The organism is Sphingomonas sp. Root710 (assembly GCF_001429065.1).
GTDB lineage: Bacteria > Pseudomonadota > Alphaproteobacteria > Sphingomonadales > Sphingomonadaceae > Rhizorhabdus.
This window is the reverse complement of record NZ_LMIB01000018.1, coordinates 212694-226015: the sequence shown is the minus strand read 5'-3', so window position 1 is coordinate 226015 and position 13322 is coordinate 212694. Positions and strand designations below refer to the sequence as shown.

Here is a 13322-nt window from a genome sequence, read left to right as displayed (position 1 = left end):
GCCTGAGGCAACAATCTCATCGCGGGGTGGAGCAGCCCGGTAGCTCGTCAGGCTCATAACCTGAAGGTCACAGGTTCAAATCCTGTCCCCGCAACCAACACCAAAAAAACACATATTCGCACAGCCTCGTCGCATCCGCGCCGGGGCTTTCTGTCGTTCAATCCGCGATGTCCTTTCCTCTGCCGCGCATCGCGGTAAAGAAGGATCATGAGCCGCCGCACCCCTGACCGCCCGACGCCTCGGCTGCGGCCCTGGACGATCCATCAGCTGGCGGGCGCGGGCAGCATCGCCGGGCTGGCCGCCTTGCTGCTGTGGCCGGCCTTCGTCGCCTGGCCCGATCAGCTCCGGCTGCCCTTCGTCCTGCTTCTGGCTGTCGCAGGTTTCTGCGGGGTGGCGATGCTGCTGATCACGCTGCGCGACATTGCGCGGCGGCCGGTGCGCGGCAGCCGCCTGCGACCGATCCGCGCTTTCGATGTCTTGCTAGGGCTGGCGCTGACCGTTCCGGCGCTGATCGAGCTGCGCGCTATCGTGCCCGACAGCTTGGCGCAGCTCGGTCTGTGATGCTTGCTTCGGCCACCTGAACCGCCGCCGCGCGGGTCGCCTCCCCGATCAGCAACAGCGTCGGATCATCGTCGCTGATCGCGGCGGTCAGGAAGGGCAGCGCTGATAGCTGGCCGCGGATCAGCCTTTCGGTCGGCAGCGAGACATTAACCGCGATCATCACCGGCGTGTCGGGCGCACGGCCTGCCGCTAGCAGGTTGCGGACGATCTCGGGCGCGGCGGCGCGGCCCATATAGACCGCCAGCGTCGTGTTGTGCGCGGCGAGCGCGTCCCAGTCGAGATCGATCGCCTCACCGGCGCGGGCGTGGGCGGTGACGAAGGTCAGCCGCCGGGCGAGCCCGCGCAGAGTGAGCGAGGCGAGCCCGCTGGCGGCGGCGGCGCTCGCGGCAGTGATGCCGGGGCAGATCCGTACCGGCACCCCGGCGGCGGCGAGATGGTCGAGTTCCTCGGTCGAACGGCCGAAGATCGAGGGATCGCCGCCCTTCAGCCGGACGACGCGCTTCCCCGCCCGCGCGGCGGCGAGCAGCAGGTCGTTGATCGAGCCCTGATCCTTAGAATGGCGGCCCGACCGCTTGCCGACGCTGACCAGCTCGACGCCCGGCGCGGCGAGATCGAGGATATCGAGGCCGACCAGCGCGTCATGGAAGATGATCTCGGCGGCGGCGATCAGCCGTTCGGCCTTGCGGGTCAACAGGTCGGGATCGCCCGGCCCCGCGCCGACCAGCCAGACGATCCCCGGCGGGATAAGCTCATTCGGCTGCATGGACGGTCTCCTTGGGGGCGAGGGTTTCGGCGAGGATCCGGGCGAGCGCCGGGCGGCACGATCCGCAATTGGTGCCCGCGCCCAGCGCCTTGCCGATCGCGGCGACATCGGTGAGCCGCTGCTCGCCGATCGCCGAGACGATCGTCTTCAGCCCGACATCGAAACAGGAGCAGATCAGCGCGCCGCGATCGGGCTGCGCCCCCGGTGCGCGCCCGGCGAGCAGGGTCGGCGCGACCTGTGGCGCGGAGAGCTGCGTGATCAGCCAGTCGCGGCTCGGCAGCTCGCCGGTGCGGGTGACGAACAGCACCGCCGACAACCGGTCGTCGTCGAGGATCGCGACCCGGCGCGATCCGCGCGCGGCATCGGCGGCCTCGATCCGCGAACCGGAAGGCAGGCAGGCGTCGAGCATGGCGTCGGCGCCGGTTCCGGCCAGTTCGAACAGCGCCCCGCCGGGCACGGTGATCCGCGTGGCCCACAGCGCCTGCGGCCAGTGTTTCGGCTCGCCGCGGACGATCAGGAAGCCGCGCCATTCGATCGCGACCTTGTCCACCTTCGCGGGTGTGGACTTGAATCCAGGCTGGCCCGAGTGCGGATCGGTCAGCGGGCGGGGCAGCAGACCGGTGCGCCCGCCGGTCGACTGGCGATCGGTCCAGTGGATCGGCGTGAAGATCTCGCCGCGGCGCTGTCCTGCGCTGGCGAGGACGCGGAACAGGCTGCTCCCCTGCGGGGTCGCGACCCGGGCGATTCCGCCATCTTCGAGACCGAGGCGGTCGATATCCTCGGGGTTCATCTCGACCAGCGGTTCTTCGCGATGGCGCGCGAGCCTGGGCGACAGGCCGGTGCGAGTCATCGTGTGCCACTGGTCGCGGTAGCGGCCGGTGTTGAGGGTCAGCGGCCAGTCGCGCAGCGGTTCGGCGAGATTGGCCTGGACGGTGGTGATCAACCGGGCCTTGCCGTCGGGCGTGGAAAAGCGCCCGTTCGCGAAGGGGAGTTCACCCCAGCGCCACGGCTCCATCGCGTCATAGGCAGGGTTGCCGATCGCGGCGTCGCGGCGCAGGTCGAACAGCCGCGCGCCGCGATTGTCATAGGCCGACAGCCTGGCATGCTCGCGATAGATGTCGGCGGGGCTTTCATAGCTGAAGGCGCTGCCCCAGCCCATGCGGCGCGCCACTTCGGTGATGATCCACCAGTCGGGCTGCGCTTCACCGGCATAGGGCAGCACCTGCCGCTGGCGGCTGATCCGCCGCTCGCTGTTGGTGACGGTGCCGTCCTTTTCGGCCCAGCCGGCCGCGGGCAGGCGGACATGGGCGAAGCGCCCCGTGTCGGTATCCGCGATACAATCGGAGACGACGACAAACGGGCAGGCGGCCAGCGCGTCGCGGACACGGTTCGCGTCGGGCATGCTGACCGCCGGATTGGTAGCCATCACCCAGATCGCCTTGATCCGGCCCTCTTCGACCGCGCGGAACATGTCGACCGCCTTGAGGCCGGGCTTGGTGGCCATGTTCGGTGCGGCCCAGAAGCGGCCGACCCGTGCGACATTCTCCGGCGCGAAATCCATATGCGCGGCGAGCGTCGAGGCGAGTCCGCCGACCTCGCGGCCGCCCATCGCATTGGGCTGGCCGGTGATCGAGAAGGGCGCCGATCCCGGCTTGCCGATCCGCCCGGTGGCGAGGTGGACGTTGATGATCGCGTTGACCTGATCGGTGCCGCGCAGCGCCTGGTTGATACCCTGGCTGAACATCGTGACGGTGCGCTTGTTGGCGGCGAACATTTCGAAGAAGCGGTGCAGCTGGTCGGGCGCGACGTCGCAGGTTTTCGCGACGCTCCACAGATCGCTGTCGTGCTCGATATTCGTCCAGAAGTCCGCCGACGCCGTAACGTTCTCGGCCAGATAATTGTCGTCGAGCAACCCTTCGCGCGCCATATAAGCGAGTAGGCCGTTCATCAGCGCGACGTCGCTGCCGGGGCGGATGGCGAGGTGGAGATCGGCATCCTCGCAGGTCTCGGTGCGGCGCGGATCGATCACGACCAGCTTCGCGCCGCGCACCGCACGAGTCGCCTGGATGCGCTGATAGACGATCGGGTGGCACCAGGCGGTGTTCGACCCGACCAGCACGAACAGGTCGGCCTCGTCGAGATCGTCATAGCTGGCGGAGACGATGTCTTCGCCGAAGGCGCGGACATGACCCGCCACCGCGCTCGACATGCACAGCCGCGAATTGGTGTCGATGTTCGACGTGCCGATGAAACCCTTCATCAGCTTGTTGGCGACATAATAATCTTCGGTCAGCAGCTGGCCCGAGACATAGAAGGCGACGCTGTCGGGACCATGTCTGGCGATCGTCTCCTGGAAGCGGCGTGCGACGAGGTCGAGCGCCTTGTCCCAGCTGGCCCGCTTCGCGCCGATCATCGGGTGGAGCAGCCGCCCTTCCATCCCGACCGTCTCGCCGAGATGCGTGCCCTTCGAGCAGAGCCGGCCCCGGTTGGCGGGATGATCCGGGTCGCCCGCGATCCGCAGTGCGCGGCCGCCGAGCGGGGTGGCGAGCACCCCGCAGCCGACCCCGCAATAGGCGCAGGTCGTACGGATCGGCGCGCCCTCAGTCATCCAGCGAACGCCATTGCGGCAAATATATCGTCATCCCGCACTTGATCCGGGATCCCGCTTTTCCGGGCCGAGCTGGAAGAAGAAGCGGGATCCCGGGTCAAGCCCGGGATGACGGGTTTTATATACGATCCGTAACGCATCATGCCGCCGCCGCGGTTGCCAGCAGCGCCACGCGCGAGATCAGGATGCGCCCCGCGTCGACCCGCACCGGGATGGTCGGCACGCAACCCTTGTCCTCGCCCAGCGCCTCGCCGGTCGCCAGCGATATCCGCCAGTTGTGCAGCGGGCAGGCGACCGCGTCGCCATGGACGATGCCCTGGCTGAGCGGGCCATGTTTGTGCGGGCAGCGGTTGACCAGCGCGAAGACCTTCTCGCTGCTCGTGCGAAACAGGGCGACCTCCTCGCCATCGGCCCGCTTGATCGTCCGCGCCCCGCGCAGCGGGATTTCGGTGATCGAGCCGACGTCGATCCAGTCTCCGATGAAAGCGTTCATTCGGCGGCCTCCAGCACGAGCGGGCGGAACTCCCCGAGATGGGCATGCTGCTCGCGTTCGGCGCCCGCCGCGCGCGCGGCCCAGGGATCGTCCTGCGAGAAGCTCTGCGAATAGAGGAAACGGCCGGTCAGCGCTTCACGGCCGACCTCGTCGTCGACGATCCGCTGACGGATATAATCGATGCCGACCCGCTCGACCCAGGGCGCGGTGCGTTCGAGATACCAGGCTTCCTCGCGGTAGAGCTGAGTGAAGGCCGCGCAATAGTCCTTGGCCTGCTGCTCGGTCGCGACCTTGCAGAGCAGGTCGGTGCCGCGCAGCTTGATGCCGCCATTGCCCGCGACATGCAGCTCATAGCCCGAATCGACGCAGATCACGCCGAAGTCCTTGATCGTCGCCTCGGCGCAGTTGCGCGGACAGCCCGATACCGCGATCTTGAACTTGTGCGGCATCCACGAGCCCCAGGTCATCTGCTCGAGCTGGACGCCGAGGCCGGTCGAATCCTGGGTGCCGAAGCGGCACCATTCGGAACCGACGCAGGTCTTCACCGTGCGTAGCGACTTGCCATAGGCGTGACCCGAGACCATTCCCGCCGCGTTGAGATCGGCCCAGACCGCGGGCAGATCCTCCTTCTTGATCCCGAAGATGTCGAGCCGCTGGCCGCCGGTCACCTTGACCATCGGCGCGTTATACTTCTCGACGACGTCGGCAATCGCGCGCAACTCGCGCGGATTGGTGAGGCCGCCCCACATCCGCGGCACCACCGAATAGGTGCCGTCCTTCTGGATGTTGGCGTGGAGGCGCTCGTTGACGAAGCGGCTCTGCTGATCGTCGATATAGACGCCGGGCTGGGCGCAGAGCAGATAATAGTTGAGCGCCGGGCGGCAGGAGGAGCAGCCGTCGGGCGTCGACCAGCTGAGCTTCTGCATTACCTCGGGGATCGAGGTCATATCCTGGGCGACGATTTCGCGGCGGACATCGTCATGGGTGAAGCTGCTGCATTTGCAGATCGTCTTGGCGACCCGTTCGCCGTCATAATCGTCGAGCGTCAGCGCGAGCAGCTGTTCGACGATGTTGGTGCACGATCCACACGACGCCGACGCCTTGCAGGTCGCGCGGACCGCGTCGAGCGTGCACGCGCCCCCCTCGATCGTGGCGACCACCTTGCCCTTCGACACGCCGTTGCAGCCGCAGATCTCGGCATCGTCCGAGAGCGCCGCAACGGCCGCCTTAGGGTCCGCCTGCCCACCTCCGGAGGCGAAGGCCTGGCCGAAGATCAGCACGTCGCGGATCGGGGCGATATCCTCGCCCTTCTTGAGCAGGTCGAAATACCAGCTCCCGTCAGCGGTATCGCCGTAGAGCACCGCGCCGACGATCCGGTCGTCGCGGACCACGACGCGCTTGTAGACCCCGCGTGAGGCGTCGCGCAGGACGATGTCCTCCGCGCCGTCGCCGCCCGAGAAGTCGCCCGCCGAGAAGACGTCGATCCCCGATACCTTGAGCTTGGTCGAGGTGACCGAGCCGCGATAGCCGGTCGGCTGTTCGACGAGTCCGTCGGCCAGCGCGCGGCACATGTCCCACAGCGGCGCGACCAGACCATAGACGTTGCCGTCATGCTCGACGCATTCGCCGACCGCGAGGATGGCGGGATCGCTGGTCACCATATGGTCGTCGACCTGGATGCCACGGCCGACGGCGAGGCCGGCGTCACGGGCCAGCGACACCGACGGCTTGATGCCGACCGCCATGACGACCAAGCTGGCCGGAATCTCGCGGCCATCCTTCAGGCGGACGGCCTCGACCTTGCCGTCGCCGACGATCTCGGCGGTGTCGGCGCCGGTCAGGATCGTCTGGCCGCGGCTCTCGAGTTCGGTCTTGAGCAGCCAGCCCGCGGCCTCGTCGAGCTGGCGCTCCATCAGCGTCGACATCAGGTGGAGCACGGTCACCTTCATGCCGCGCAGCGACAGGCCATGCGCGGCTTCGAGGCCGAGCAGGCCGCCGCCGATCACCACTGCATCGCCGCCCTGATCCGCCGCGGCGAGCATCGCGTCGACATCCTTCATGTCGCGGAAGCTGATGACGCCGGGCAGGTCCTTGCCGGGCACCGGGATGATGAAGGGATCCGAGCCGGTCGCGATCAGCAGCCGGTCGTAGCCGACCGAACGGCCGCTCTGCGCGGTCACCGTCTTTGCCATGCGGTCGATCGCCGTCACCGGATCGCCGCTGATCAGTTCGATGCCATTGTCCCGATACCAGGCGGCGTCGTTGATGATGATGTCGTCGAAGCTCTTCTCGCCCGCCAGCACCGGCGACAGCATGATCCGGTTGTAGTTCACATAGGGCTCGGCGCCGAAGATGGTGACGCGGAAGCGGGCGGGATCGCGGGCGAGCAGTTCTTCGACGGCGCGGCAGCCGGCCATGCCGTTGCCGATGACCACCAGATGTTCGCGGGGCGTGGGGGAGAGCATGATGCTGTCCTTCAATTGGCTATAGCGGAGAGGGCGGGGTGGACACGCATCAGATGCGCGCGCCGGCGAGCGCGGTCGCCCAGGTCGCCCGCCAGCGGCCCTTGACCAGGGTGATGCCGCCCAGCGCCAGCATGGCGAGCCCGGCGAAGATCAGGAAGCCGAGCTGCGGCGAACCGGTGAGCTGCTTGGCGACGCCCAGCGACGAGGCGAGGTAGAAGCCGCCGACCCCGCCCGCGAAACCGACCAGGCCGGTCATCACGCCGATCTCGGCCTGGAAGCGCTGCGGGACCAGCTGGAACACCGCGCCGTTGCCGAAGCCGAGCGCCAGCATCGCGACGAGGAACAGGCCGAGGGCGAGAAAGACGTGCGATGGGCCGGTGCTGATCGCGCTGAGCGTGATCGCGGCGAGCAGATAGGCGACGGTCAGCGCCTTGGTGCCGCCGATCCGGTCGGCCACCGCGCCGCCGAACGGGCGGATCATCGATCCCGCGAAGACGCAGGCGGCGGTGAAATAGCCGGCCATCACCGGGGTCACGTGGAACTGATCGGTGAAGTAGATCGACAGCGAGGAGCTGAGGCCGACGAAGCCGCCGAAGCTGACCCCGTAAAAGGCCATGAACCACCAGGCGTCGGCCTTCTTGAGCGGCTCGAGATAGGCGGTGACCGGCTTGGGCGCGGGCGGGTTCGGCGCGTTCTGCGCGAAGATCATGTAGATGACGAAGACGATGCTAAGCGGGATCACCGCGAGCCCCAGCACCGCATTCCAGCCGAACAGCTTGGCGAGCGTCGGCGCGAACAGCGCGGCGAAGACGGTACCGCTGTTGCCCATGCCGGCGATGCCGAGCGCGGTGCCCTGATGCTCCGCCGGATACCAGCGGCTGGCGAGCGGCAGCGCGACCGCGAAGCTCGCGCCCGCGAAACCAAGGATGATGCCGACCGCGACGGTGCCGGTGAAGCTGTGGACGCCGCTGGCCCAGGCGATGAGCAGGCCGGCCATGACGATGATCTGGCCGATCGCGCCGGTCAGCTTGGGACCGATCCGGTCGACCAGCACGCCGTTGACGAGGCGCAGGACCGCGCCGGCGAGGGTCGGCACCGCGACCATGAAGCCCTTTTGCGCGGGGCTGAGGCCGAGGTCCGCCGAGATCGCCGGCGCCAGCGGGCCGAGCAGCACCCATACCATGAAGGCGAGGTCGAAATAGAGGAAGGCGGCGATCAGCGTGGGCCGGTGGCCCGCTGCCCAGAAACCCTTGTTCATCGCGCACCCTCATTCACAACCAGCGACATTTCAATCCTTTCGGGCATGAAAAAAGCCGCCTCGAAGCACGATCTTTCGATCGGTTCGGGCGGCGTCATTGCCTGTGCCTCGGCCCTATGGGCCTCAGCCGCATTCCGGGTCCAGCGTCGGACCGGTCTGCTATGGAATCGAGGCGACCTTGCCTCGTGATCCGGAATTCTCATGTCTCGCGCGTCAAGGCAAGAGCCTATTTTGCGCGGTGCAGCATTTTTCCCGGCATATGCGGACACCCCGCCCGGAAAGCTCCGGACGGGGCGCCATCCTCTACCCTTCAGATCCTCTCCGCCGTGCAGTGACGGGAGAATCGCTCCTCAGAACACCCAGTCGACCGACAGCCAGAACTTCTTGCTGTCGGCGTCGCCCGCAAAACTGGCGATGCCCTTGCGCTGATAATCGGCATATTTGGCGGTGAAGGTGTATTTCTTGACCTTGGCCACCAGCTGAAGATTGATCTCGTCGCCATAGACGATGCTGCCGACGTCGCTGGTGTAGCGATGATAGACGGCGGTCGCCGTGATCGTGTCGAACGGACCGACCTTCTTCAGCCCATAGCCCGCCGATCCATAATAATCGGTGATGCCGGCCGCCGGGGTGGTCAGAAACTTGTCCGCCCAACCCTGGAATTTGTGCAGCGTCGCGAAGGGCGTCTGGAAGGCAAAGCCGCCCGCGAAGGCCGCGCCGGTGGCCTTGGTGGTGACCGATGCGTCGCCGCCCAGCTGTTCGACGCCCGCGCCCAACTTGAACGCCGCGATATCGAGCCCGCCTTCGGCGAGGAAATAGTCGGCGCTATAGTCGAGCGGGTTGGTGCCGTTGTCCTGCTGGCGCGCATAGCTGAGCGTATAGCTCCACTTGATCGCCTTGCTGAGCGCCCGGCTGCCCGCGAAGCGCGCGCCGAAGCTGTTCGAGCTGTTGCGCTGGAGCGCCACCACTGCCTCGTCCTCGTCGATGCGGTAGAAGAAGCCGGTCAGCGTGCCATAGGGCGTCTTGTAGCTGGCATTGGCGAAGATATTGTCGCCGTTGATCGCCTGCGGGCGATTGACGAAGCCGCGCTTGCCGCCGTCGACGCCCCAGATGGTGCGGTCTGACCAGCTATAGGCGAGGTCGATCTTGAGGTTCTTCACCCCGCTATATTCGATCCGCACCGCATCGAAGGTCTGTTCGTTCTGGCGCCAGCCGACCGAGCCGACGAAGCGCTGGTCGTCGAGGTTGATGCGCTGGCGGCCAGCGGTGACGACCGTGCCGGGGATGCCCTTATATTGGACCTGGATGCGGTTTAGCTCGACATTCTCCGGATCGGCGACGGTCGGATAGGTCGTCTTGCGGTTGACCCCGCTGAAATAGGACTCCTTGATCGCGAAGCTACTCTCGGCCTCGACGAGGAAAGAGAAGGGCCCCTGCACCGCTTCGACGCCGAGCCGCGCTCGCGCGGTGATCGCGTCGGCATCCTTGGCGAAGCCGGCCTGGTCGACGCTCTCGTAGCGCAGGCGGGTATCGATGAGCGGTTTCAGTTTCACCGCCTGTGCGGTGGCCGGAATCAACGCTGCCGTGGACATGAGGCAGCACGTCAGGAATCGCATGGATTTCCCCCCAACTATCTAATTGAATGGTACGCTCGTTACCGATGCCGGGTCGGCATCCTCTCCCTGCCGGGTCGTTGCCCGGCCCCCTTTGACGATATGTTCAGGCGGCCTTGTCGACCGGATTCGAAAAGCGCTGGTGCAGGAAATGCAGGATTTCGTGCCGGGCATGGTTATAGTCGGGCGTGTCAGCCATTTCGATCCGGTTGCGCGGACGCGGCAACCTGACCGCCAGATCCTCGCCGATCGTCGCCGCCGGCCCGTTTGTCATCATCACCACGCGATCGGCGAGCAGCACGGCTTCGTCGACATCATGGGTGATCATCACCACGGTGTTGTTGAGCTTGGCCTGGATCGCCATGACGGCGTCCTGCAGGCTGGCGCGGGTCAGCGCATCGAGCGCGCCGAAGGGCTCGTCCATCAGCAGCACGCGCGGGCTCATCGCGATCGCGCGGGCGATACCGACGCGCTGTTTCATGCCGCCCGACAATTCGCCCGGGCGCTTCGCGGCGGCGTGCGCCATCTGCACGAGGTCGAGATTGTGCATCACCCAGTCGCGTCGCTCGGCGCGCGGCTTGCCGGACATCACCTTGTCGACCGCGAGCCGGACATTTTCCTCGACGGTCATCCAGGGGAGCAGCGAATGATCCTGGAAGATCACCGCGCGGTCGGGCCCCGGCTGGTCGATCACGTCGCCGTCGAGGAAGACAACGCCTCGGCTCGGGCGGGTCAGCCCGGCGATGATGTTGAGCAGGGTCGACTTGCCGCAGCCCGAATGGCCGATCAGCGCGACGAACTCACCCTTCTCGATCGACAGGTCGATGTCGCGGAGTGCGGTGAACGGACCCTTACGCGTGGGAAAGGTGACCCCGATGCCTTCGAGGGCGAGATAGCTGCGATGCTTCATGGTTGGTCCTCTGAGTAGGAGGAGATCAATTTTATCCGCTCTTCCTGAGGAGGGGCTGAGCGAAGACGACGACCCGTCTCGAAGGATCCTTCGAGACGCCACTTCGCCAAGCTCAGTGGCTCCTCAGGATGAGCGGTTATGGGTTTTGGCAACGGCACGATGCTTAAGCCTGGCGGGCGACGCGGCGGCCGATCCAGCCGACGATGCGATCGAGGGTAAAGCCGATCAGACCGATCCAGACGAGGGCGACGATCGTGTCGGTGAGCAGCGAGCTGTTGTAGCTGTCCCAGATGAAGAAGCCGATGCCGGTGCCGCCCTGCACCATTTCCGCCGCGACGATCGCCAGCCAGCTCATGCCGACGCCGATCCGCAGGCCGGTGAACATGTGCGGCACGGTCGCCGGCAGCATGATCTTGGTGAAATATTCAAATGGGTTGAGCGACAGGACGCGGCCGACATTGCGATAGGTGGCCGGGATGTTCTGCACGCCCGCGGCGGTGTTCAGGATCACCGGCCAGATCGCGGTGATGAAGATCAGGAAGATCGCCGATGGCTGGGCCTGCTGGAAGATGGCAAGACTGATCGGCAGCCAGGCGAGCGGCGGCACCGTGCGCAGAATCTGGAACAGCGGATCGAGCGCGCGATAGGCGAACTTGCTCTGGCCGATCAGGATGCCCAGCGCGATGCCGAAGATCGCCGACAGGCTGAAGCCCACGCCGACCCGGGTGAGGCTGGTCAGGATATGCCCCGCGATGCCGACATCGCCGCCGTCCTGGATCTTGAAGCCCATCCCGTCGCGCTCGACGCCCTTGAGCGGGTGCATGATCACGTCATGGCTTTCGCTCCACACCTTCGACGGGGCGGGCAAGGAGGACCCCTCGCCGCTACAGGCGATTTCCCACACCATCAGCAGCGCGATGACCATCAGGACCATCGGCAGGATGGCGATTGCCGCCGCCCGGAGACGATCGGCGATCGGGCTGAAATCGAAACCCTTTTTCGGCATCTCCGACGCGGCGGGATGCGCGCCGGGATAGGGAATGATCTCCGCCTGGGGCCGCTCGCCGGGTTCGGGCGACGGCTGGTCGGGAGACGCTAAGCGAACCGAGGAGGACATGGGTTAAGCTCCCTTGGCGAAGGATCAGACCTTTTTGATCTTCAGGCTGGCGAGATAGGCAGCGGGATTGGCCGGGTCGAAGACCTTGCCGTCGAAGAAGCGCTCGACGCCGCGGCTGTCCGACTTGGGGATCTGCGCGGCGGGCACCTTCGCCAGCGCCGCGGCCTTGCGCCAGATGTCCGCGCGGTTGACCTTGGCGATCACCGCCTTGGTGTTGAGATTGGCGGGCAGCTTGCCCCAGCGCTGGTCCTCGGTGAGGAACCAGAGGTCGTGGCTCTTGTAGGGGAAGGAGGCGTTCGACGCCCAGAACTTCATCTTGAACGGCGCGTTCTTGAACACGCGGCCGTCGCCCATGTTGAAATTGCCGAGCAGCCGGTCCTGGATGTCGGTGACGGGCACCTTGAGCCAGTCGCGCCCACCGACGATCTCGGCCAGCTTGGCGTTGTTCGCGGGCACGTCGCACCAGCGCTGCGCCTCGATCACAGCCGCGGTCAGCGCGATCGCGGCGTTGGGATGGGCCGCAACCCAGTCGGAGCGCATCGCGAAGGCTTTTTCGGGGTGGTTCATCCACAGCTGGCCGGTCGACACCGCTGTATAACCGAGCTTCTGTGCGACCAGCTGGTCGTTCCACGGTTCGCCGACGCAGAAGGCCTCCATCGTGTTCGCCTTCATGTTGGCGACCATCTGGGCGGGCGGGATGGTGATCAGTTCGACGTCGACATCAGGGTTGATGCCCTGCGCGGCGAGCCAGTAGCGGATCCACAGGTCATGGGTGCCGCCAGGGAAGGTCATCGCCATTGTGATCTTGCGGCCGGCGGCCTTGCGTTGCGCGATCAGCGGCTTCATCCGCGCCGAATTGATGTCGGCGCGCGCGCCGAGATACTCTTTTTCGACCGAAATGCCCTGACCGTTGACGTTGAGCCGGGCGAGAATGCTCATCGGCGTCGCCTTGCCGATCGTGCCGAGCGTCAGCAGATAGGGCATGGGCGACAGGATATGCGCACCGTCGATGCCGCCTGCGGCCGCGCCGAGGACCAGATTGTCGCGGGTGCCGGCCCAGCTCGCCTGCTTGGCGACGACGACGTCGGGCATGCCATATTTGGCGAACAGGCCGAGTTCCTTCGCGACGATCAGCGGCGCGGCGTCGGTCAGCGCAATGAAGCCGAGCTTCGCGCCCGTAACCTCGGGCTTGCCGCCAGCGGCAAGGGCAGGACTGCTGCCGAGCCCTGCGGCGGCGAGCCCCGCCGCTGCGGTCGCGCCGGTCTTCAGGAAGGCGCGGCGACCCATGGTGGTGATCAAGCCGCCTTCATCGTCGATTCTGTCCGTCATCTTTCCCCCGAGAGCCAAAAACGAAAAAAAGCCGCGATCGAGCCCTCGACAGATCGAGGCCCGACAGCGGCTTTGCTGTTAAACGAAGGCGCCTCATCCCCATCGTTGGGGAGGCAACCGGATGTGCGCTACGTCATTGTGCGCTGCACACATAACGCGCGAATCGGCAGGAACGAGCAAGTTAAATTTTTGCAATCGCACCCCG

At 66.3% G+C, this 13322-nt stretch carries 10 protein-coding genes and 1 tRNA gene; 2 read left to right on the top strand and 9 right to left on the bottom strand.

Annotated elements, in window-relative coordinates:
- The first annotated feature begins 20 nt into the window (after positions 1 to 20).
- Together ASE00_RS21735 and ASE00_RS21730 are read left to right on the top strand one after the other, a co-directional pair.
- Positions 21 to 97: transfer RNA gene (locus ASE00_RS21735), tRNA-Met, on the top strand.
- 110 nt (positions 98 to 207) lie between these two features.
- Positions 208 to 561: a hypothetical protein gene (locus tag ASE00_RS21730; RefSeq protein WP_056383822.1), complete on the top strand. Its 354-nt coding sequence runs from the start codon at positions 208 to 210 to the stop codon at positions 559 to 561.
- Here ASE00_RS21730 and cobA read toward each other — a convergent pair.
- The 9 genes from cobA to ASE00_RS21685 form a co-directional block, all read right to left on the bottom strand.
- Positions 524 to 1324: a uroporphyrinogen-III C-methyltransferase gene (cobA, locus tag ASE00_RS21725; RefSeq protein WP_056383821.1), complete on the bottom strand. Its 801-nt coding sequence runs from the start codon at positions 1322 to 1324 to the stop codon at positions 524 to 526. The genes ASE00_RS21730 and cobA overlap by 38 nt on opposite strands.
- Positions 1311 to 3932 (bottom strand): nitrate reductase, encoded by a 2622-nt coding sequence (locus tag ASE00_RS21720; protein WP_056383820.1) that lies wholly within the window; start codon positions 3930 to 3932, stop codon positions 1311 to 1313. Before ASE00_RS21720 ends, cobA begins: the two co-directional genes overlap by 14 nt.
- A 139-nt stretch (positions 3933 to 4071) precedes the next feature.
- The gene (gene nirD, locus ASE00_RS21715) at positions 4072 to 4425 is read right to left on the bottom strand and encodes a nitrite reductase small subunit NirD (RefSeq protein ID WP_200957986.1); all 354 of its coding nucleotides are present in this window, start codon (positions 4423 to 4425) and stop codon (positions 4072 to 4074) included.
- Positions 4422 to 6890 (bottom strand): nitrite reductase large subunit NirB, encoded by a 2469-nt coding sequence (gene nirB, locus ASE00_RS21710; RefSeq protein ID WP_056383864.1) that lies wholly within the window; start codon positions 6888 to 6890, stop codon positions 4422 to 4424. Before nirB ends, nirD begins: the two co-directional genes overlap by 4 nt.
- Positions 6891 to 6939: 49 nt before the next feature.
- Positions 6940 to 8148 (bottom strand): MFS transporter, encoded by a 1209-nt coding sequence (locus ASE00_RS21705; RefSeq protein WP_056383819.1) that lies wholly within the window; start codon positions 8146 to 8148, stop codon positions 6940 to 6942.
- Between the two features lie 350 nt (positions 8149 to 8498).
- Positions 8499 to 9764, bottom strand: coding sequence for an alginate export family protein (locus ASE00_RS21700; protein WP_056383818.1), 1266 nt, complete (start codon positions 9762 to 9764; stop codon positions 8499 to 8501).
- A 103-nt stretch (positions 9765 to 9867) separates the two neighbouring features.
- On the bottom strand, positions 9868 to 10671 hold the full coding sequence (locus ASE00_RS21695; RefSeq protein WP_056383817.1) for an ABC transporter ATP-binding protein: 804 nt from the start codon (positions 10669 to 10671) through the stop codon (positions 9868 to 9870).
- Positions 10672 to 10834: 163 nt separating this feature from the next.
- A complete protein-coding gene (ntrB, locus tag ASE00_RS21690) occupies positions 10835 to 11788 on the bottom strand; it encodes a nitrate ABC transporter permease (RefSeq protein WP_056383816.1) in 954 nt (317 codons plus the stop codon).
- 24 nt (positions 11789 to 11812) lie between these two features.
- Positions 11813 to 13117, bottom strand: coding sequence for a CmpA/NrtA family ABC transporter substrate-binding protein (locus ASE00_RS21685; RefSeq protein WP_082594895.1), 1305 nt, complete (start codon positions 13115 to 13117; stop codon positions 11813 to 11815).
- Positions 13118 to 13322 lie beyond the last annotated feature (205 nt).

Excerpts from the sequence above, each read along its gene's own strand:
- ASE00_RS21705 (WP_056383819.1), bottom strand. The coding sequence starts at position 8,148 with ATGAACAAGGGTTTCTGGGCAGCGGGCCACCGGCCCACGCTGATCGCC.
- ASE00_RS21720 (WP_056383820.1), bottom strand. The coding sequence starts at position 3,932 with ATGACTGAGGGCGCGCCGATCCGTACGACCTGCGCCTATTGCGGGGTC.
- ASE00_RS21730 (WP_056383822.1), top strand. The coding sequence starts at position 208 with ATGAGCCGCCGCACCCCTGACCGCCCGACGCCTCGGCTGCGGCCCTGG.
- cobA (WP_056383821.1), bottom strand. The coding sequence starts at position 1,324 with ATGCAGCCGAATGAGCTTATCCCGCCGGGGATCGTCTGGCTGGTCGGC.
- ASE00_RS21695 (WP_056383817.1), bottom strand. The coding sequence starts at position 10,671 with ATGAAGCATCGCAGCTATCTCGCCCTCGAAGGCATCGGGGTCACCTTT.
- ASE00_RS21700 (WP_056383818.1), bottom strand. The coding sequence starts at position 9,764 with ATGCGATTCCTGACGTGCTGCCTCATGTCCACGGCAGCGTTGATTCCG.
- ASE00_RS21685 (WP_082594895.1), bottom strand. The coding sequence starts at position 13,117 with ATGACGGACAGAATCGACGATGAAGGCGGCTTGATCACCACCATGGGT.
- ntrB (WP_056383816.1), bottom strand. The coding sequence starts at position 11,788 with ATGTCCTCCTCGGTTCGCTTAGCGTCTCCCGACCAGCCGTCGCCCGAA.
- nirB (WP_056383864.1), bottom strand. The coding sequence starts at position 6,890 with ATGCTCTCCCCCACGCCCCGCGAACATCTGGTGGTCATCGGCAACGGC.
- nirD (WP_200957986.1), bottom strand. The coding sequence starts at position 4,425 with ATGAACGCTTTCATCGGAGACTGGATCGACGTCGGCTCGATCACCGAA.